We start from the raw sequence: 20680 nt of genomic DNA, 5'->3' as shown, positions 1-20680 counted from the left end.
TTAGTTATAGGCGCTTGGGTCTATAACGCGCATTTCAGATTCGATCCAGCTCTCGACTTCTTGTTGCAACTCTTCTCCCGATTTTCCTTCGGAAATAATCGCTGGACCTATAGAGAAGATTACAGTGCCTGGGCGCTTCAAGAAGCTATTTTTTGGCCAACATAAGCCCGCATTGTGGGCAATCGGAATCACTAAAGCCCCAGTAGCGCTCGCCAGTCTTGCGCCACCCTTGCGGTAGGGTTTAGTTGAGCCCCTAGGGGTTCTTGTGCCCTCTGGAAACAGCATGATCCACTTACCTTCACTCAGGCGTTTACGGCCCTGGCTAGCTACTGATAGGGCAGCGGTTTGTTTATTGGCGCGATTAATATGAATCATTTTTAGCAAGGCAAGCGCCCAGCCAAAAAATGGTATCCAAAATAATTCGCGTTTAAAAACAAAACAAAGCTGTTTTGGTAAGAGCGCTATATAGGCAATGGTTTCATAGGCTGATTGATGTTTACTCAGGATGACTATGGGCTGATTTAAAACGGCACGCATGTTTTCCATGCCGCGAATTTCATAATGAATGCCGCAAAGATGCCATAAGACCCATATGACTACTTTGTTCCAAATTCCGATAAAGCTATAGCGATTTTCAGCGCTTAGGAAGGGAAAAGCGAGCATGCATAACACCGACCAAATCGGCGTGAAGATTAACAAGAAGAGGGCAAAAATCGTAGATCGAATCAATACCATAAATATTCTAGGCTTTATCTGCTAGCAGAGAGTTCGCGAATGCCATGAGATCCGCATGAATTTGTGTGCCTTCAGGAAGCTCGCCCTTTGCCAAAGTTTTTTGCCCTTTTCCAGTCAGCACTAAATGCGGTGACGCTCCTAATGTTACGCCCGCTTGTAAATCCCGCAGAGAATCGCCAACAATGGGAACGCCTAATAAAGGATGTTTTGTATCCGTCCTTTTGTAGCGCAAAGCAATCTCTTTCATCAGTCCTGGAGCGGGCTTTCTGCAATCGCAAGCATGAGCATCAGTATGGGGGCAGAAAAAAATACTATCGATATTGCCGCCCAATGGCTTGAGAAGCTTTTCCATTTTGCTATGCATGGCATGTAATTCGTTGATCGTGAAATACCCCCTTGCTAATCCAGATTGATTGGTAGCAATTGCTATCTGATAGCCAGCCTGATTGAGTAGCGCTATCGCTTCCAAACTACCTGGCAAGGGAATCCATTCATCTACTGATTTGACGTAATCATCACGATCTTCATTGATTACGCCGTCGCGATCCAAAATAACGAGCTTGGCAGAGCTGGTACTCATGCTAGTTTGCCGAGATCGGCAACCAGATTCATTTTTTGGTGCAGTTGTTGCAAAAGCGCTAAACGGTTATCACGCAATTCAGTGTTTGGATCCATCACCATAACATCCGCGAAGAACTGATCAATCGGTGCGCTCAAGGCAACCAATGTTTCCAAAAGCTCAACATATTGACGTTTCTCAAAAGCTGTAGTGAGTGTTGGAGTAATGGATTCTAGGGCTTGATGCAGAGCAATTTCTGCGGGAATTTGTAAAAGCTTGCTTGAACAATTTTCTGGAATGTATGTGCTGGTCTTTTTGAGAATGTTGCTGATACGTTTATTCGCAGCAGCCAATTGGGCTGCCTGAGGCAATGCATTGAATTTACGAAGAGCGGTCAGACGTTCAATCACATCATTAATTTGTTCAGGAGATTGACTTAGAGCCGCCTCAATTTCTGCGCTGGTGAATGGCTTACCAGCTATCGATTGGTCACGTAAGTAGGCTCGCAAGCGATCGATAATGAACTCATAGATATCTGCCATTTTCGCTTTTTCTTGAACATCCTTTTGAGTAAATTGACTACGCGCTAAGTCAATTAATTCTGGCAAATTTAACGAAAGATTTTTTTCTAAAAGCAGACGACAAATACCAAGTGCATGACGGCGTAGTGCGTAGGGATCTTTGTCACCGGTTGGCGCAAGTCCTACACCCCAAATGCCTACTAGCGTCTCGAGCTTATCGGCGATTGCCAATATTGTCCCGGTTTGCGTTTGAGGCAATGCATCGCCAGCAAAACGTGGCATGTAATGTTCGCTGCATGCTGAGGCTACATCAGTATTCTCACCATCATGCTTTGCATAGTAAGTTCCCATAATGCCTTGCAGTTCAGGAAACTCACCAACCATGTCAGTAAGCAAATCGGTTTTAGCAATCTCCGCTGCGCGATTTGCTAATTTTTCATCTGCGTTGAGTTTCTTGGCGATACCAATAGCGATACCTTGCACGCGTTTAGTGCGATCAAGCTGGTTGCCAAGTTGATTGTGATAGACCACTTTTCCGAGGTCTGCCACACGAGAAGCTAGCGGGCGCTTTTGATCTTGTTGGAAGAAAAAGCGCGCATCCGATAAGCGGGGACGTACTACTCTCTCATTTCCAGAAATAATTGCATCAGGTGTAGCAGTTTCTATATTAGAAACAATTAAGAATCGATTGCGCAGCTTTCCTTGTTTATCAGTTAGCGCAAAATATTTCTGATTGGTTTGCATGGTCAGAATCAGACATTCTTGCGGCACTTCTAAAAATTCTGGATCAAAGTGACATTCATAAATAGCTGGCCATTCGACCAGTGAGGTCACCTCATCTAAGAGGCTGTCAGGCATTAAAACGAGATCATTGCCTGCCGCTTTAAGTAAGGCCGCTTTAATTTGTTCGCGACGCTTAGTAAAGCTAGGAATTACTTTTGCTTTGCTTTGCAATTCATTTTCGTATTGATCTGCATTGCTGATCGTAAATACGCCAGGCGCTAGGAAGCGGTGTCCCTCAGTTTGATTGCCAGCATCAATCCCGAGACTATGAATATTGAGAACTTTATCGCCATGAAGTGCCAAAATGCGATGCGCTGGTCGTGCAAACTGAACATCGCTAAGTTCACCGTTTTTTTGTTGCACTTGGTAATGCATCATTTTGGCAATTGGTAATTTGTTCAGTGTTTGCTCTAAACCGGTTTGTGCAGTTTTTTCAAGCGAGGCACCTTTGGCGATCACATTGAGATAGAGCGCTTCATTCTTACCTTCACCTGACTTTTCTAGGGTAGATAGGTCAACATCAGAAAAACCAAGAGCCGCTAACTTTTTTAACAAAGGCGCTGTTGCTTTACCTTCGGCATCATAAGCAATGCTTGTTGGCAGCAGCTTTTCTCTTACTGGGTAATCCTGTGCTTGACCCAATACATTGCTAACTTGAACCGCTAAGCGACGTGGAGTAGCAAATCCAACTGCAACAGAAGACTCGGTAGTGAGATTGGCTGCTTTAAGACTTGCAAAAATACCTTCACTAAATGCATCACCCAAACGGCGTAAAGACTTGGGTGGCAATTCTTCGGTAAAGACCTCAATCAATAAGCTTGCTGACGGAGTATTTGAATTGGATGAGCTCATAGGAAAACAATCATTTCAATCAGTCAGGCTCTTAAGCCTTGGTTTGGCGATGGCACATGGGAAAGCCAAGTTTTTCTCGGGAATCAAAGTAGGCTTGCGCAACTGCACGCGATAGATTGCGTATGCGGCCGATATAAGCAGCGCGCTCAGTCACAGAAATGGCGCCGCGAGCATCTAGTAGATTAAAGGTATGCGCTGCTTTCAAAACCATTTCATAGGCAGGCAAGGCTAAGGGCACCTCCATTAAGCGTTTTGCTTCACTTTCGTAGTTGCCAAAATTCGCAAACAAAAGTTCTGTGTTGGAGTGTTCAAAGTTATAGCAAGATTGCTCAACTTCGTTTTGGTGATAGACATCACCATAAGAAATTCCATCAGCCCAAACTAGGTCGTAAACATTAGAGCAATTTTGGATGTACATTGCCAGGCGCTCAATGCCATAAGTAATCTCGCCTAAAACAGGTTTACAGTCCAAGCCGCCAACTTGCTGGAAGTAGGTGAACTGCGTGACTTCCATGCCGTTGAGCCATACTTCCCAGCCCAAACCCCAGGCACCCAGAGTTGGATTTTCCCAGTCGTCTTCAACAAAGCGAATATCGTTTTGTTTGAGATCTAAACCAAGTGCTGACAAGGATCCTAAATACAACTCCAGAATATTTTCAGGGGCTGGTTTTAGAACAACTTGATATTGATAGTAGTGCTGTAAGCGATTTGGATTTTCACCATAGCGCCCATCTTTAGGTCGGCGTGATGGTTGCACATAAGCGGCCTTCCAAGGCTCTGGACCGATTGCTCTTAGGAAGGTGGCGGTATGAGAGGTTCCTGCTCCCACCTCTAGATCGATAGGTTGCAAAAGGGCACAACCTTGTTGGTCCCAATAATCTTGAAGTTTGAGAATGATTTGCTGAAAAGTAAGCATGATTAACCTGGCTAAGCCATTGATTTTACATGGCTAGCGTGCTGCAGAGTTAAAAATGCTCAAAAACGACGATGACGAATAAAGCCCCAGATTAATAATGCGACAGAAAGACTGAGGATCGGTAGGTTGCCCCATCTCACGTAGGGTGTTTGACCGCTGTAGGGCTGAATTTTGTAGGTAAGTGTAGCCTGGGTAAATTCGGGAAGGGCTTCAAGTACTTTCCCGTTTGGCCCCAGGGCAGCGGTAATTCCAGTGTTGGTTGCTCTTAAGGCTGGCAGGCCCGTCTCCAGTGAGCGTAATTGTGAGAGCCGTAATTGTTGAGTGGGGGCTTGTGATTGACCAAACCAAGCCAAATTAGTCATATTGATTAGCAGGTGAACTGGTTCTGGGTTATGTCGTAAGCGTGAAGCTAGCTCATCCCCAAAGACATCCTCATAGCAAATCGTAATTGCCGCATGAACGTCCTCTTGATCTTTGCGCTCAATGCTAAATGGTTTTTGATCAAAGCTACCACGTGCAAAGTCACTTAACGGAACATTAAATGCTTTGATAAACCAGTGAAATCCTGTAGGTATAAATTCTCCGAATGGAACAAGATGAACTTTGTCATACAGATAGGGTTGAGTATTCGGTGATAAGCCAACTGCTCGATTCGTATATTGCACTCCTTGCTTACTGGAAACCTCTCCCACTAAACCAAGCAAGAGATTGCTTAAGCTCACATTCGAATAATTTTGCAGGTGGTTTAGTAGGCCGACTGGTAGATTATTTTGTGGCCAAGGAAAAGCAGTCTCGGGAATGATGATGAGGTCAGCCGATTTTTTTTGAATTTCTGATACATAAAAGTCAATCTGCTCACCAATTGCTTGTGGATTAAATTTTAGGCTCTGTTCAAAGTTGCCCTGAATGAGGCGCACACTGACTGGTTCGCCAAAGGGCTTTGTATAAGAAATTTGCCCAGCCAGTTGAGTCAGGGCAATTGTTGCGAGAATGGTTGTGCTGCAGATTACAGGCCGCACTCTTATTTGCAAAATTTCCCATGAGGCCCACACTGCTAAGAATGTGCAGGCCAGCCCGCCAAATATAGGTGCAATCGCTGCAAAGGGACCATTGAATTGATTTTCTGCCAAGCCCATCCAGGGAAAGCCGGTAAATAAGTAGCTCCGTAAATATTCCATCGCCACCCAGCTGGCAGCAAGCAGTAAGCCATTAATAGAACTTTGTTTAGAGTAGCGAATGGAAAAGCTAGCCACAGAAAAATACAGCGCCATGTAAAGCGATAGCATGAAAACCGCTAGGCTTGAGAGAACAGGATTCATGCCGCCAACATCATGCATGCTGATGTAGAGCCACCATAACCCAATCAGAAAATAACCAAGTCCAAACATCAGGCCATAAGCAAAGTAGCGCTTTAATGTTTGAGAAACTTCAAGACGAAGTCTCCACCAGATGGTGCTCAAAATTGGTATTTGAAGCCAACCACCATAGGGTAGTTCAGCAATCAGTGCAAGCAGTGCCCCAAGTCCAAAAAGAATAAGTCCTGCAAACACTCGCCTTGAAAACAATTGAGGAATGAGCAAGGGAAGCCCTAGTCGATCTTTTGAGGTAATTGCCGCGCTAGCAGCACGTGTATTTGCCGTGGATCCGCGCGCTGTACTTCAAATTCTATGCCATCAATAGTGATACGTTCACCTATTTTGGGAACCCGTCCTAAATGCTGAATCACTAGGCCAGCTACGGTATCAATATCTTCAATCGCAAACTGAGTGCCAATGGTTTGGTTAAATTGCTCGAGTTCTGTAATACCTTTAACTCGAATGTCTCCGTTATCGAGTGCAATGATGTTATCTGCTTCCTCATCAATATCATGCTCATCTTCGATATTGCCAACAATCTGTTCAAGGACATCCTCAATCGTAATAATGCCGGCTACACCACCATATTCATCCACGACGATGGCTAGGTGATTGCGGTTATCTTTAAAGTCACGCAATAAAACACTCAGACGTTTTGATTCTGGTATGAATACAGCGGGACGTAACCAGTCCCGTATTTGAAAATCTTTTTCAGTGGCATGGCGCAATAAGTCCTTGGCAAGCAGAATACCAATAACGTTATCGCGAGTTCCCTCAAACACTGGAAAGCGGGAGTGAGCCGCTTCAATTGCGTTTTTCATTAAATCTGCCAAGGGCAGGTTGATATCAATCCAGTCAATTTGTGCTCGTGGCACCAAAATATCGCGTGCACATAATTGCCCTACCTGAAAGACCCCCTCAATCATAGAAAGCGCATCAGCATCGATCAGCCCCTCCGTTTGGGCTTCTCGAAGCGTATCAATCAATTCTTGACGACGCTCGTTGGGGCTGGTTGGTTTTGGCGATAAAAAATCGGCCAGGAGATCTAATAGAGATTTGGGGTCAGGCATATAGCAAGAATAGCGTAGAACTGTGACAAAAGAAAATCACGTATTTAGATATGGATTGGTAAACCCTAGCGTTTTAAGAAGCTTAATTTCTAGCGCTTCCATCTTTTTAGCATCACGATCATTCTCATGGTCATAGCCTTGGGCATGAAGAGAGCCATGAATCACTAAATGCGCCAAATGGGCTTTGAGTGTTTTGCCCTGTTCTTTCGCTTCTTTTTGAATAACGGGTAAGCAAAAAATAATATCGGCTGTGAGGTCACCCTTTGAATGCTCATAAGGAAAGGTGAGCACATTGGTTGCGTAATTTTTCTTACGGAAGGATTGATTTAGTTTTTTGCCTTCTGCAGTATTGACAAATCTCAGAGTAATTAAACCTGACTTGGCGCCTGTACTTTTAACCCATTTCTTAATTAGCGCTGAAGAAGCATTTTTCTCTACAGTGCTTTCAAGGCTTGGGCTAGCAAACTGAAGATCAATCATCAATTTAGCGGGCATGTGCTTCTACCATTTCACCTCTTAGGGTGTAATTGAGTACTTCAGTAATTTGAATGTCGATCATTTGACCTGTAAGAGATTCAATTTCATCACTTGGTGCAGCAAAATGAACAACCCGATTATTTTCTGCTCTGCCTTGTAGGTTAACTCCATCTTTTGCCAAGCCTTCCACTAAAACCGTTTCAATATTACCTAGCATTTGTTGGCTAATTTGATTGGCTTGATCTTCGACAACGCTAAGCAAAGTTTGCAAGCGCTTTAATTTGACTTCATATGGTGTGGTGTCACTCAGATTGGCTGCGGGTGTACCAGGGCGTGGACTAAAGATAAAGCAAAAACTGTTATCAAAATGTAGTTCACGCACCATCTTGAGAAGTTTTTCAAAATCAGCATCTGTTTCACCAGGAAAGCCAACGATAAAGTCGCTAGAGAGGGTGAGGTCAGGACGCACAGCTCGCATTTTGCGAATAATGCTTTTGAACTCAAGTGCGGTATAGCCTCGTTTCATCGCTGATAGCATGGCGTCTGAACCATGTTGTACAGGCAAGTGTAGATGACTTACTAACTTTGGTACTTTGGAATACACATCGATTAAGCGCTGGGTAAATTCTTTGGGATGGCTAGTGGTAAAGCGGATGCGCTCAACACCAGGCACTTCAGCAATGTATTCAATAAGCAAGGCAAAATCAGCAAGCTCTGCGGTATTGCCCATTCTTCCGCGATAAGCATTGACATTTTGTCCAAGCAAAACAATTTCTTTGACGCCATTGGCGGCAAGTCCAGCAACTTCAGTGAGAACATCGTCAAAAGGGCGTGATACCTCTTCACCTCGGGTATAGGGAACCACGCAATAGCTGCAATATTTTGAACAGCCTTCCATGATCGATACATACGCGGATCCACGCGTTTGACGCGATGCTGGTAGACGATCAAATTTTTCAATTTCAGGAAACGAGATATCTACTTGAGGAAGTCCGGTTGTGCGGCGTTTCGCAATGAGATCAGTCAGGCGATGTAGTGTTTGAGGGCCAAAAACAACATCAACATAGGGTGCCCGACTAACGATTTGTTGACCTTCTTGGCTAGCGACACAGCCACCAACTCCAATAAGTAAATTGGGTTTTGTCTTTTTTAATTCTCTTAGACGTCCAAGGTCAGAGAAAACTTTATCCTCTGCTTTTTCTCGTATAGAGCATGTATTCAGAAGGACAACATCTGCATCTTCTGGTGAGTTGGTCATTTCCATGCCTTCATCGGCATGTAGAAGATCGGCCATTTTGCCCGAGTCATACTCGTTCATTTGGCAGCCAAAGGTTTTGATATAAAGCTTTTTCATATGCCGTTCTCAGATTTATAGCTGGGGGCGAAGCTTTGATTTTACTGCCTATAACGTTTACTAGATTGGGAGCAGGCGATAGGCCGCAATGGTTACCAGTGTGGGGGGTATTGCAGCAAGTAGTAGATAAAGGGCTGAAACGGCACCACCAGGAAAGTGGCTACGTAATATGGCAATTCCTGCTGGGTTTGGCGCATTTGCAATAACGGTAAGTCCACCACCAGCTACTGCGCCACCCACTAAAGCAAGCTTAAAGTCCAAAGATGTGCCTGTTACTAATGATCCTAAATACGTGAGTGCAGCATTATCAGTAAACGCAGTCAGGGCCAAACTGCCATAAAACACTGCTGTTGGGCTCATCATTTCTAGAATGGGTTGTAACCACCAGCCCTGCAGACCCCCAAGTACAACTAAGCCAGCCAAGAAGAAGCCCACCAATAAAGCTTCTTTCAAAATAAGGGGGCTTTGGTGTTTTGGATAAGCAGTGGTGTATCCAATAAAAAACAAAAGAAGCCATATAAAAATAATTGGATCATGAGCAAATATCACCACTCCTAATAAGAAAAGTAGGTGCGCTACGATGACTGCCAACGGAATTTTTTCAGCTTGATTTGATGTTGTAGGCTCAATCAGTTGGCGATGAAATAAAAGAGTTGCGCCAAGTGCATTAATCAATATTGCAATGCAGGATTCAATGCCGAAATTGCTAAACATAAATCCTGAGCTCCACCCCCAAGTGGATGCAACCATGAGCACGGGTGGCGCTGCAAAATTGGTCAGGGTGCCACCAATCGAGATATTGACAAATAGAACACCAAGCGTGCCGAACAATAATGATTTGGAGCATCGGTGTCGATACACCAAATCGCGCAATAAAAAAGCAGCTAATGTCATTGCCGCAGGCTCGGTAATGAGTGAACCTAGCAGTGGAGTCAAACCAAGGGTTAAAAAGTACAGCGGTGGAGCACCTCTAATGCCAAGTAAGCGTTTTAATATATTTGCCGCGGCATGCAGTAGTTGTGTGGAAAAGTGCAATATGGGTTTGCTGCCAGCTACGATCATGATGGCAAAAACAAACAAGGGCTCTGTAAAGTTGCGAGAGTTTAAGTAGGATTTAGCTTCCTGTAGATTGCCAATAAGGCAGATATAAATGACGAGCGCAGCTGCCCAAAAGCCAAAGACAATTTCGACTTCTCCTAAGAGATGCCAAAGGCCCGCATGTCTGGCGGAGTGTTTTGCTAAAGATTCAAAATAACTAGTGCAAAAAGTATGCAAGACAGCGATTGCAAAAATAATAGTTGCACCAAGTTCTATCGGGGTAAAGTTCATAGGAGAATGTTAGCAGGTGACTCAAAGATAAAGAGAATTGTCACTTTAGGAGATTTTGGTGAAATTAAAGATTGGGTATAAGGCGTTAATTAATAGTGCCACAGAACAAATTGAAACGATTGGACTGGAGCAGGCTCAAAAACTACTCGAGGATTCCAGTGCAGTTTTTGTGGATATTCGTGATGTACGAGAGCTTGAGCGCGAGGGAATGATTCCTGGCGCATTGCATGCTCCGCGTGGAATGCTGGAGTTTTGGGTTGATCCAGAAAGCCCTTATTACAAGCCTATTTTTGGCGAGGGCAAGCGTTTTATTCTGTATTGCGCTTCTGCTTGGCGCTCTGCACTTGCTACAAAAACTTTACAAGATATGGGCCTTCCTAATGTGTGCCATTTAGAAGGTGGATTTACTGCATGGAAGCAAGCCAACTTGGCCGTTGCAGAGAAGGTATCAAAAGCTTCTAAGATTTAAGTTGTACTAATAATTAGCTATTTAATATGGAGACAGCATGAGAAAAGTAGTTTCACAGTTTGGTGATGGACCCTTGCAGCAGAAATTGCAAACAGGCGATTTGCATTTTTTATCGGATGCGTATCTTAGCAATGGTGGGCAGGAAACGGGTCCCACGCCTCATGAATATTTGGGTGCGGCATTGGCAGCATGCACTAGCATGACATTAAAAATGTACGCCGGTCGTAAATCAATGCATTTAGAGAATGCGATTGTGACTGTCGATATTGAACGAGTGAATGATGTAGAGATATTTACGCGTGAAATTCAACTACAAGGCAAGCTTAGCGAAGAGGAAAAAAATCGCTTAGTAGAGATTGCAAACAAATGCCCAATACACAAGGCATTAGCTGGAGAAGTTCAAATAAAAACCCAGCTTGTAAATTAATGCAAGCTGGGTAGTTTTTACAGTGACGCCAATAAAAGGCGTGGGGTTAAATCAGGATTAGTTCGGAGCGTTTGCTGGCTTGTTATTTTTACCAGCGTTGTAGCCTGCGTTGTATTCAGATGCCTGTTCTTTTTTGTAGGAATCATAAATATAGCCAGATGCTGCACCAACTGCCGCGCCACCAACTGCACCCCAGATTGGGTTGCCATGGAAAATCGCCGCGCCAACACCACCAGCAACTGCACCAATTGATGCGCCAGAGAGAGTGCGTTGTTCAGTGTTACTCATATTGGAGCAGCCAGCTATTGCAAGAGTTGCTGCAGTAATCGCGATAACTTTTTTCATATCAACAGATCCTTTAATTAAATTGAGTTCAGTAGCTTGATTTGATTATTTTCTAGCGCAAGGGAATTTTGCTGACAAGAAGCCTAAGAAAACCCCAGAGGCTGGTTTGTCGGCAGTTTGTGGATTCTCTTGTCCGAATTTCACAAAATCTGCAATCACTTCATCGCGTGATGGAGCTGGTTGCTTTACGCAGATGAATGGTTTGGCGCGCTGTGGGTGGCGTGTAGCCAAATAGGTGTCATAAATTGCAGTTGAGTATCCAATACAAAAACTTCTGGATTCAGGGCTTGCAGGTAATTTGCAAACGTTGACCAACTCTTGTGTGCTGAGAACCTTAACGCCAGCATTAGGTTGGGCTTGTGCCAAGCCACAAAATGCGGTTATTGCAGCAAAAAAAACGAGGACTTTCTTCATGGGTGTTCCTTTAAGTGTATGTAAAACAATCATAAACCATCACTTTAGCGAATAAATGCACTAAATAAGTGCATAGTGCACCTAAATGCGATTGTTTACTCCCCATAATGATGCGAAAAATAGAAGGGGAAAACAAGTGGAAATTTTGAAATCTGGCAGTGATGCTCTATTCATTTTGTTGGGCGCCATCATGGTGCTGGCCATGCATGCTGGTTTTGCATTTTTAGAGTTAGGCACCGTACGTAAGAAGAACCAAGTAAATGCTTTGGTAAAAATCTTAGTGGATTTTGCGGTTTCAACAATCGCTTATTTCTTCATCGGTTACAGCATTGCGTATGGAGTCAACTTCTTTTCAGGCGCAGAAATCTTGGCTGAAAAGAATGGTTACGAGCTGGTGAAGTTTTTCTTTCTCCTGACTTTTGCTGCAGCAATACCGGCAATTATTTCTGGTGGAATCGCTGAGAGAGCAAAGTTCAATCCTCAATTAATTGCTACTTTTGTGTTGGTTGGTTTCATTTATCCCTTTTTCGAGGGTATTGCTTGGAACCAGCATTACGGTATTCAGGCTTGGATCAAGGGTTTCACTGGCGAAGAGTTTCATGATTTCGCGGGTTCGGTTGTAGTGCATGCAGTTGGTGGCTGGATTGCATTGCCGGCAGTCATTCTCTTGGGCGCACGTCGCGGTCGTTACACCAAAGAGGGTCAAATTTCTGCGCATCCGCCATCCAGCATTCCATTTTTGGCTTTAGGTGCTTGGATTCTAGCGGTAGGTTGGTTTGGTTTTAATGTGATGAGTGCGCAAACCATCGACAAGATTAGTGGTTTGGTTGCTATGAATTCTTTAATGGCAATGGTTGGTGGAACGCTGGCAGCATGGGTTGTTGGACGCAATGATCCAGGCTTCGCATATAACGGGCCACTTGCCGGTTTAGTTGCAGTTTGCGCTGGCTCAGATTTGATGCATCCAGTTGGCGCTTTATTTGTTGGCTTGGTGGCTGGTGCTTTATTTGTGTATATGTTCACCTTAGTGCAAAACCGTTGGAAGTTAGATGATGTATTGGGTGTTTGGCCCCTTCACGGCTTATGTGGTCTTTGGGGTGGTTTAGCCGCAGGCATTTTTGGTACGAAGGCGTTTGGCGGTATTGGTGGTATTACCTTTACAGGTCAGCTGATTGGTAGCCTGATGGGAGTTGCCATTGCCCTAGTTGGTGGTTTTGTAGTCTATGGTGCACTTAAGGCGGCAATCGGTATTCGGATGTCACAAGAAGAAGAGTTTGAGGGCGCCGATATTAGTGTGCATCGTATCTCTTCAACTCCAGACCGCGAGCCTAACTGGTAAGTTGATTCAAGCTGTGCAGATATAGCCTGATTCGTACCTATAATGGGTCATGGCTATATTTGAACTAGATGGAAATGCCCCCCAAGTCTCCGATGGGGCTTGGGTTGCTGAAAGCGCTGAAGTTATCGGCAAAGTTGAGCTTCATAAAAATGCTAACGTTTGGCCAAAAGTTGTAATCCGTGGCGATAACGACTTAATCCAGATTGGTGAGGGCAGTAATGTGCAGGACGCATCTGTTTTGCATACTGATCCTGGTTACCCACTGACCATTGGTAAGAATGTCACTGTAGGACATCAGGTGATGTTGCATGGTTGTCAAATTGGCGATCATAGTTTGATAGGTATTGGTGCAGTGATTCTGAATGGCGCAAAAATTGGTAAGCATTGTCTAGTAGGTGCTGGCGCTCTTGTTACAGAAGGCAAAGAATTTCCTGATGGATCCATGATTATTGGATCACCTGCAAAAGCAGTGAAAACTTTGACTCCTGAGCAAATATCAGGGATTAGTGAAATCGCAGGACGGTATGTCAAGAATGCGCAACGCTATGCAAAGACCTTAAAGAAGATTTCTTAATTCTGTATACGCTACCTTGCTTTACGTATTTAATGTAGTTCTGCCAGTTTTTGCACTCATACTGATTGGGTATGCTTGTGGTCGCACCAGAAAATTGGGTGAGAGCGCCTCAATTGAGCTGAATCGTTTCGTAGTCTGGTTGGCACTTCCTGCTCAGCTTTTCAGTTTTGCTGCAAATAGCGGTTGGCAAAATCTTTGGCAGCCAGGATTTATTGCCGCTTTTTTCTTCAGTTGCTTGATTGTATTTTCAGCGGTTCTCGCTATTAGTTATTTCAAGGGTAAAGATTTGGCTGCGGCAAGTTTTAATGGCTTAAGCGCCTCTTATTCAAATACAGGTTATATGGGTATACCGCTTTGTGCCCTGGCCCTGGGTCAGGAAGGAATAGCGCCAGCAATCATTTCTACTTTTATTGTGTTTGTGATGTTTGCTTTGGTTACGGTACTCATTGAGATCGATATTTTGTCTCACAAAAAACATCATGAAATTTTATTTAGCGTATTAAAGTCGCTTTGCGCCAACCCATTATTGGTTGCTCCAGTGGCGGGCTTAGCATGGGCTTCAACGGGTCAATCTTTATATGGCCCCGTTGACCAGGTCATTGTATTTTTGGCAGCAGCAGCCACACCATGCGCTTTGGTGTCGATTGGTTTATTTTTGCTGCAAAAAAGTAAGGCTTCAGCTAGTCAAGCATGGAGCATCAGCTTTGCAAAATTGTTTGTGCAGCCGCTGATTGCCTGGTTGATTGCGGGCCCTATTTTGAGTCTGCCAACTCTTTGGTTAAATGCGGTTGTAATTTTGAGTGCACTACCAACAGGAACTGGCCCATTTATGCTGGCGCAATATTACAAGGCTGATGGCAGTGTGATTTCTCGCGTAGTGCTCATTACGACTATTGGTTCTTTGCTGACATTGTCATTATTTTTGTGGTGGAATTCTGGGGTTTAGACCCTCAGCATCAATTTGCTTTTCCCAAGAAGCTTCAATAAAGGCGGGAAGCATTAAGCACTCATGCAAAATCTTGAGTAAGGTTGGATAAGGACTGAGATCCATCTCGCTACTGAGTGCATTGAACAATTGCGGGACCAGGCAAACCTCCACAAGTCCAGGTTGATCTCCATAAGCAAAGCGACCAAGGCGAGAGTCTGAGCGCAATTGTTTCTCTAGACTCTCAAGGCCTAACCGAATCCAGTGCTGATACCAAATCTCTTTTGCTTCTTTATCGCAGCCCAAATCTTTTAGAAGATATTTCAAAACTCGTACATTATTAATAGGGTGAATATCACATGCAATATCCATTGCTAATGAGCGAACCCAAGCGCGGTCCTGGGGGGATGCAGGCAAAAGAGGTGGAGCAGGATGCGTTTCCTCCAAATACTCAATGATGGCTAGTGATTGATGAATACTAATTTCATTATCTTCAAACAGCGGTACCAAGTGAGTAGGATTTTTTTCTGAATAATCTGGATTAAATTGAGCGCCACCATTTTTGGTGAGATGAATAGGAATAATCTCGTAAGGAATCCCCTTGAGATTCAATGCAATTCTCACACGGAAGGCTGCTGAGCTTCGCCAAAAACTGTAGAGCTTAGGCTTGGATTGAGATTTCGTGGTCATCATCTATTTATAGCGAATTATTTACTCTCAGTATATGCATGGTGGCAAATTGAGATGAACTTTATTTAAAGTGTTTTAGACTCATTCCTATGGAACATATTCAATTTTGGGTCGGCGTTATTGCAACCATGGCGTTTGCAGTTACGGGCGTATTAGCAATTGCGGATCGAGGAGTTGATCTATTTGGGGTGTTGGTTCTTGGGCTCATTACCGCTATTGGTGGCGGAACCATTCGTGACATTATTTTGGAGGCTCCTGTCTTTTGGTCTGAAAATCAAGTGTATGTGTGGCTAGCTTTAGGTGCGAGTGTTCTCACTTTTGTTGCCGAATCTTTTTTTACACAACCACAAATTTATCGTTTGATGCTTTACATAGATGGTTTTGGTGCCGCATTGTTTGCAATACAGGGCGCTGACAAAGCTTGGAGTATTAACTATGGTTTACCGGTTGCCCCAGTAATTTTAGGTGTCATTACTGCTATTGGTGGCGGATTGATACGGGATGTTTTGGCCGGAAGAAAAACGCTCATCATGTCGCATGAGCTCTATGCTATTCCGGTAACTTTTGGTTGCTGTGCTTACGTCTTGATTCTGAATTTTTTTCCGCAATATGCCATCGAGGGCTCTGTTCTTTGCATGTTGGGAATATTTGGATTACGCGCAGCCGCTATTTATTGGGATCTGCGCGTACCTAAACTATTTATTACTAAAACGCGCTAACTGCTCCATCGCTTCGAGGGTCCCAGCCACCGCGCAGGGTACCGGATGGTTCGCGAATGATGCAACCTGCATGACCTACGGTTTCATCGAAGGCATCAAGCATTTCAATTTCGTGACCCATTTCATGAAGTTCTTTTGCGACCCACGGGCTGAAGCGAGACTCTAATTTAAGGCTATCACTTGTTTGACCCCAAGTGCGACCCAATAACCAGCGAGGACGACTAATAGCATCTTGAGGATCTAGGCCGTAAGTAGCGGTGCGTGTAAATACTGCACATTGCGTTTGGGGTTGACCATCTCCACCCATAGTCCCATAGACCATTGAACGACCGTCTTTAAATAAAGCCATGGCTGGATTAAGGGTGTGAAATGGTTTTCGATAGGGCTCAAGGTGATTAAGTGTTTTAGGGTCGAGAGAGAAACTACAGCCGCGGTTTTGCCAATTGATTCCGGATTGGGGTAGAACAATACCTGCGCCAAACTCGTGATAGATGCTTTGAATAAAGGATACGCAATTACCATCACCATCAATTACGCCCATCCAAATCGTATCGGCAGGTCCCTTGCCTTGACCCCATGGTAGGGCTTTATTTGGGTCGATGTTCTTGGCAAGTTTTTTTAGAAACTCTGGAGATAAGAATGATTGCGCATTCTTGGTCATGTAAGCAGGGTCTGTAACAAATTGATCGCGAATCTTGAACGCTTGTTTGGTTGCTTCAACGCAGTGATGGACGTATTCAGTGCTATCAACTTTGAAGCGCTTGAGATTTAACTGGTCCAAGATGCCAATGATCATGAGCGAAACCACGCCTTGGGTAGGCGGAATCATGTTGTAAACATTGCCGATGCTGTGCTTGAGTTCTAGGGGGTCAATGAGCTTGGCATGATGGCGCTGAAGATCTGCCAGACGTAGCGGGCTTCCAATCTCTGCAAGTTCTTTTCCGATAAGTTCAGCAAGGTCGCCACGATAAAAATCTTCCGTACCCTTAGTAGCAATTTGGCGAAGTGTTTTTGCAAGACGAGCTTGTTTAAAAATGCTGCCAACTTCAGGGGCCTTGCCATTTACCAAAAATGTTTTTGCAAAGCCTGGAATGGGCTTTAGCTCTTCACTCTTTTTTGCCGTTAAGCTCGATTGGCTATGGGTAACTGGCACCCCACTTTCAGCGTAGTGAATAGCATCTGCCAGTAATCTAGATAGAGGCATTCTTCCGCCCAAGCCCTGCTTGGAAAGTTTGTGAGCAGCACCCCAGCCTGAAATTGTTCCAGCAACAGTATTGGCAGCTATTGGACCTCTAAAAGGAATTGTCTTGGTAATGCCACGCTCTCTGTACCACTCTTTAGTTGCTAAGCCAGCTGCGGCACCGCAAGCATCAATTCCGCCCATGGCTTTTCCAGGAGAGTGAATGACCCAAAAGGAATCACCGCCAATGGAATTCATATGCGGGTAGACCACGGCAATAGTTGCTGCCGCAGCAATCATTGCTTCTAGTGCGTTACCCCCCTCGCGGAGAACTGCCAAAGCAGATTCAGACGCGAGAGAGTGGGGCGCTACCGCCATCCCCCTGATTCCCCATTTTGGTTGCATGCAAAACCTCTACTTTTTAGTTTTATTTATTTTCTCGAAGCTGACGCTCGATTTCTGCACTAGAGTCTACAGTGATTTCATTTTGCTCAACACCAGCAAGTGGATCAATTGACGGACCATTTGCATCGATCGCTACTGTAGGCTTATCAATAAAGTAGGTAACAGTTTCTGGTATGAAAATGATGATAGCCACTAGCATGAGTTGTAAAGCCACCCATGGCAGTGCACCATAGTAGATATCAGAGCTTTTGAGAGATTTTGGTGCCACTCCACGCAAATAGAACAAGGCAAAACCAAATGGTGGATGCATGAATGATGTTTGCATATTAGCTCCTAGCAACACACCAAACCAAATGAGATCAATCCCAAGCTTATCTGCAACCGGCGCTAAGAGCGGGATGATGATGAAGGCGATTTCGAAATAGTCTAAGAAGAAGGCTAAGAAGAAAACAAACAGGTTCACCACGATTAAAAAGCCTACTTGGCCACCAGGTAGACCTGATAAGAGATGCTCAATCCAAAGGTCGCCATCAACGCCGCGGAATGCGAGGCCAAATACAGTGGAGCCGATCAGAATGAAAATCACCATCGCATTGATGCGCATGGTTGAGGTCATTGCTTCCCAGACCAAAGACTTTTCTAAACGCTTATTCATTGCTGCCAGTACTAAGGCTCCGACAGATCCCATTGCGCCGCCTTCGGTGGGGGTGGCAAGACCCATCAAGATGGTTCCCAGTACCAAGAAGATCAGAGCAATCGATGGAACGATGCCCCATAAGATTCGCCTGAATAATTTCCAATCAATTTTTGGACGTGCTTCTGGCGGAAGCGCTGGAACATCCTGGGGTCTGAAAATTGATAAGAAGAAAATGAATAGGCAAAACAGAACGACTTGAATGATGGATGGTCCAATAGCGCCAGCATACATATCGCCAACGGATTTACCCAACTGGTCTGCCAACACAATCAATACCAATGAGGGAGGAATGAGTTGAGTAATTGTTCCAGACGCTGCAATCACACCCGTTGCTACGCGTGGGTTATATCCATAGCGCAGCATGATAGGCAAGGAAATTAAGCCCATTGCAATGACTGATGCAGCCACAGTTCCAGTAATTGCCCCAAGAATTGCGCCAACAATAATGACCGCGTAGGCTAAACCACCACGTATTGGTCCAAAGAGCTGGCCTAGACCTTCGAGCATGTCTTCTGCTAATCCACACTTTTCAAGAATGGCCCCCATGAAGGTGAAGAAGGGTATGGATAACAAAAGGTCATTCGAAAGAATTCCGAAAACGCGGTCTGGTAGTGCTTGCAAGAATGTGGGCTGAAACATTCCTATTTCAATACCAATTAAGGAGAAGAACAGACCAACTGCGCCGAGAGAGAAGGCTGCTGGATATCCAAGCAGCAAAAATACAATTAAGCCCCCAAACATAATGGGGGCCATCAAGTCATGACTAATCATTGCAAGGGTCTTTCGTACTTAGGATCGATCTGAATCATGCCGATAATCGCTGCATAGCGCTTAATGACTTCAGAGATGCCTTGAAGGGTTAGCAAAAAGAAGCCTAAAGTAATTACGCCACGCACTGGCCAGCGAATAAGTCCGCCGGGGTTACTTGAGGTTTCACTTTGAATGATCGAAGTTATGAAAAACTCCCAGGAATACCAGCCAATAATGATGGTCATGGGCAGGAAGAAAACGATTCCACCCCAAAAATCTAACCAGAGACGCACTTTATTGGGATAAAGGGCATAAAGCACGTCTACCCGCACATGCTCATTAAGACGAAAGGTGGTTGCGGCACCAAACATAACCATTCCCGCAAACAAATACCATTGAGCCTCTAACCAACCGTTTGAGCTGATATTAAAGCCGTACCGGATCAGCGCATTTGCAGTGCTGATCAGTACGGCAATAAGAACCATCCAACTTGCTAAAACACCAAAACGGTCATTTAAGCGATCAACGAAATTTGCAAAAACTAAAAATTGTTTTGGCATTTCAGTATCTCGCTTTGGTTTACTTGACTGGGTTGGTTAGCATGAAGCTCATGAGAGTCTGCTCAGCGACTTTATTCCAGAGCATTTGATCATTGCGGAATTTTTTCCATGGCTCATAAATCTTCTTAAAGGAAGGATTTTTGCCAGCCTCTTCTTCATACATCTCAAAGGCTGCGGTTGATGCTGCTTTCATAATTTCAGTTGAATATGATTGCAGTTTCACACCATTTTTGATCAAGCTCTGCAGGGCAATTGGATTCTTGTAGTCATACTCGGCCATCATGTCGATGTTGCATTCCGCACAGGCTGAGGCAAGGGCTTCTTGATATTGCTTAGGAAGCTTTTCCCATTCTTTGATGTTTACATACATGGAGTACATCGAACATGCCTCCCACCATCCTGGATAGTAGTAGTACGGGGCTATTTTGTAGAAGCCCAATTTTTCATCGTCATATGGACCGACCCACTCTGCTGCGTCGATCACACCCTTTTCGAGTGCAGGATAAATGTCGCCACCTGCGATCTGTTGTGGAATTGCACCTAGACGAGACATGACTTCACCGCCAAGACCAGCGATACGCATCTTGAGGCCTTTGAGGTCTGCAACAGTTTTCACTGGCTTTTTGAACCATCCACCCATCTGAGTTCCTGTATTGCCTGCTGGAAAGGAGATGATGTTGTAGTCGCGTAAGAACTCGCGTTGCAGTTTTAAGCCACCACCCCAATACATCCACGCATTTTGTTGGCGCTGGTTCATGCCAAACGGCACGGTAGTGTCAAAGGCAAAAGTCTTGTTCTTGCCGACAAAGTAGTAGCCAGCTGTGTGAGTACATTCCACAGTACCCTGCTGGACCGCGTCCACGGTGCCAAAGGCAGGGACAATCTCGCCAGCACCAAAAATACGAATTTGAAATTTACCGTCAGTAAGAGCTGCTACACGTTTAGAAATAAATTCGCCACCACCATAAATAGTGTCTAAGCTCTTGGGAAAACTGGATGCGCATCGCCATTTCACCTCTGGCATGGATTGAGCGATTGCTGGTGCTGCTAAAACACCTGCAGCAGCGCCTAGTGTGGTCTTGCCTAAAAAGTCACGTCTTTTCATTTGATTTGCTCCTTGTGTAATATTTATTGGGGTATATCTAGCAACGCTATTTACTATCTTCAGAAAACATTAAAAACGGAGTGCAATATGACGAGTGAGATGATTTGCACTTGGTTTGCTCAACATGCAC

General features: G+C 44.5%; 22 protein-coding genes. 6 read left to right on the top strand and 16 right to left on the bottom strand.

Annotated features, from left to right (window positions below):
• Genes NHB34_RS08950 through NHB34_RS08910 form a run of 9 tightly spaced genes read right to left on the bottom strand, consistent with a single transcriptional unit; the run spans nt 1 to nt 9951 of the window.
• Nucleotides 1–735, bottom strand: coding sequence for a lysophospholipid acyltransferase family protein (locus NHB34_RS08950; RefSeq protein ID WP_353427294.1), 735 nt, complete (start codon nt 733–735; stop codon nt 1–3).
• 7 nt (nt 736–742) lie between these two features.
• Nucleotides 743–1315 carry a D-glycero-beta-D-manno-heptose 1,7-bisphosphate 7-phosphatase gene (gmhB, locus tag NHB34_RS08945; protein ID WP_353427293.1) on the bottom strand — a complete coding sequence of 191 codons (573 nt, stop codon included), beginning with the start codon at nt 1313–1315 and terminating at the stop codon, nt 743–745.
• Nucleotides 1312–3450: a glycine--tRNA ligase subunit beta gene (glyS, locus tag NHB34_RS08940; protein ID WP_353427292.1), complete on the bottom strand. Its 2139-nt coding sequence runs from the start codon at nt 3448–3450 to the stop codon at nt 1312–1314. Before glyS ends, gmhB begins: the two co-directional genes overlap by 4 nt.
• A gap of 31 nt (nt 3451–3481) precedes the next feature.
• The gene (glyQ, locus tag NHB34_RS08935) at nt 3482–4366 is read right to left on the bottom strand and encodes a glycine--tRNA ligase subunit alpha (RefSeq protein WP_353427291.1); all 885 of its coding nucleotides are present in this window, start codon (nt 4364–4366) and stop codon (nt 3482–3484) included.
• Between the two features lie 59 nt (nt 4367–4425).
• Nucleotides 4426–5916 carry an apolipoprotein N-acyltransferase gene (gene lnt / locus NHB34_RS08930; RefSeq protein ID WP_353427290.1) on the bottom strand — a complete coding sequence of 497 codons (1491 nt, stop codon included), beginning with the start codon at nt 5914–5916 and terminating at the stop codon, nt 4426–4428.
• 38 nt (nt 5917–5954) lie between these two features.
• A complete protein-coding gene (locus tag NHB34_RS08925) occupies nt 5955–6791 on the bottom strand; it encodes a transporter associated domain-containing protein (RefSeq protein WP_353427289.1) in 837 nt (278 codons plus the stop codon).
• Between the two features lie 36 nt (nt 6792–6827).
• On the bottom strand, nt 6828–7286 hold the full coding sequence (gene ybeY / locus NHB34_RS08920) for an rRNA maturation RNase YbeY (protein WP_353427288.1): 459 nt from the start codon (nt 7284–7286) through the stop codon (nt 6828–6830).
• Nucleotides 7276–8622, bottom strand: coding sequence for a tRNA (N6-isopentenyl adenosine(37)-C2)-methylthiotransferase MiaB (gene miaB / locus NHB34_RS08915; RefSeq protein ID WP_353427287.1), 1347 nt, complete (start codon nt 8620–8622; stop codon nt 7276–7278). Before miaB ends, ybeY begins: the two co-directional genes overlap by 11 nt.
• Before the next feature lie 60 nt (nt 8623–8682).
• Complete coding sequence (locus tag NHB34_RS08910; RefSeq protein WP_353427286.1) at nt 8683–9951, bottom strand: putative Na+/H+ antiporter; 1269 nt, start codon at nt 9949–9951, stop codon at nt 8683–8685.
• 58 nt (nt 9952–10009) lie between these two features.
• On the opposite strand from NHB34_RS08910, the gene NHB34_RS08905 reads away from it, so the two are divergent.
• A complete protein-coding gene (locus NHB34_RS08905; RefSeq protein ID WP_353427285.1) occupies nt 10010–10420 on the top strand; it encodes a rhodanese-like domain-containing protein in 411 nt (136 codons plus the stop codon).
• 37 nt (nt 10421–10457) lie between these two features.
• Nucleotides 10458–10847 (top strand): OsmC family protein, encoded by a 390-nt coding sequence (locus NHB34_RS08900; RefSeq protein ID WP_353427284.1) that lies wholly within the window; start codon nt 10458–10460, stop codon nt 10845–10847.
• A gap of 57 nt (nt 10848–10904) precedes the next feature.
• On the opposite strand, the gene NHB34_RS08895 is transcribed toward NHB34_RS08900, so the two are convergent.
• Nucleotides 10905–11192: a hypothetical protein gene (locus tag NHB34_RS08895; protein ID WP_353427283.1), complete on the bottom strand. Its 288-nt coding sequence runs from the start codon at nt 11190–11192 to the stop codon at nt 10905–10907.
• A gap of 45 nt (nt 11193–11237) precedes the next feature.
• On the bottom strand, nt 11238–11606 hold the full coding sequence (locus NHB34_RS08890) for a Rap1a/Tai family immunity protein (protein WP_353427282.1): 369 nt from the start codon (nt 11604–11606) through the stop codon (nt 11238–11240).
• A gap of 136 nt (nt 11607–11742) precedes the next feature.
• Between NHB34_RS08890 and NHB34_RS08885 the strand changes: the two genes are divergently transcribed.
• From NHB34_RS08885 to NHB34_RS08875, 3 genes are read left to right on the top strand one after another with little or no spacing between them, the layout of a single operon-like run.
• The gene (locus tag NHB34_RS08885) at nt 11743–12945 is read left to right on the top strand and encodes an ammonium transporter (protein ID WP_353427281.1); all 1203 of its coding nucleotides are present in this window, start codon (nt 11743–11745) and stop codon (nt 12943–12945) included.
• Nucleotides 12946–12994: 49 nt separating this feature from the next.
• Nucleotides 12995–13519 (top strand): gamma carbonic anhydrase family protein, encoded by a 525-nt coding sequence (locus tag NHB34_RS08880; RefSeq protein ID WP_353427280.1) that lies wholly within the window; start codon nt 12995–12997, stop codon nt 13517–13519.
• Nucleotides 13520–13535: 16 nt separating this feature from the next.
• Nucleotides 13536–14465, top strand: coding sequence for an AEC family transporter (locus NHB34_RS08875; RefSeq protein WP_353427279.1), 930 nt, complete (start codon nt 13536–13538; stop codon nt 14463–14465).
• Here NHB34_RS08875 and maiA read toward each other — a convergent pair.
• A complete protein-coding gene (maiA, locus tag NHB34_RS08870; RefSeq protein ID WP_353427278.1) occupies nt 14436–15134 on the bottom strand; it encodes a maleylacetoacetate isomerase in 699 nt (232 codons plus the stop codon). The two genes, NHB34_RS08875 and maiA, sit on opposite strands and share 30 nt — an antisense overlap.
• A gap of 89 nt (nt 15135–15223) precedes the next feature.
• Here maiA and NHB34_RS08865 point away from each other — a divergent pair, with 89 nt between their 5' ends.
• Nucleotides 15224–15853 carry a trimeric intracellular cation channel family protein gene (locus tag NHB34_RS08865; protein ID WP_353427277.1) on the top strand — a complete coding sequence of 210 codons (630 nt, stop codon included), beginning with the start codon at nt 15224–15226 and terminating at the stop codon, nt 15851–15853.
• Here the strand turns inward: NHB34_RS08865 and ggt are convergent.
• Genes ggt through NHB34_RS08845 form a run of 4 tightly spaced genes read right to left on the bottom strand, consistent with a single transcriptional unit; the run spans nt 15840 to nt 20550 of the window.
• Nucleotides 15840–17438 carry a gamma-glutamyltransferase gene (gene ggt / locus NHB34_RS08860; protein WP_353427276.1) on the bottom strand — a complete coding sequence of 533 codons (1599 nt, stop codon included), beginning with the start codon at nt 17436–17438 and terminating at the stop codon, nt 15840–15842. The genes NHB34_RS08865 and ggt overlap by 14 nt on opposite strands.
• Before the next feature lie 22 nt (nt 17439–17460).
• Nucleotides 17461–18906: a TRAP transporter large permease subunit gene (locus tag NHB34_RS08855; RefSeq protein WP_353427275.1), complete on the bottom strand. Its 1446-nt coding sequence runs from the start codon at nt 18904–18906 to the stop codon at nt 17461–17463.
• The gene (locus tag NHB34_RS08850) at nt 18903–19445 is read right to left on the bottom strand and encodes a TRAP transporter small permease subunit (protein WP_353427274.1); all 543 of its coding nucleotides are present in this window, start codon (nt 19443–19445) and stop codon (nt 18903–18905) included. The genes NHB34_RS08855 and NHB34_RS08850 overlap by 4 nt, the downstream gene beginning before the upstream one ends.
• A gap of 19 nt (nt 19446–19464) precedes the next feature.
• Nucleotides 19465–20550: a TRAP transporter substrate-binding protein gene (locus NHB34_RS08845; protein WP_353427273.1), complete on the bottom strand. Its 1086-nt coding sequence runs from the start codon at nt 20548–20550 to the stop codon at nt 19465–19467.
• Nucleotides 20551–20680 lie beyond the last annotated feature (130 nt).

The sequence above is a fragment of the Polynucleobacter sp. MWH-UH19D genome, assembly GCF_040409795.1.
In the GTDB taxonomy this organism is placed as follows: Bacteria; Pseudomonadota; Gammaproteobacteria; order Burkholderiales; family Burkholderiaceae; genus Polynucleobacter.
The sequence above is the reverse complement of the archived record's forward strand: the minus strand, read 5'-3'. Positions and strand labels throughout refer to the sequence as shown.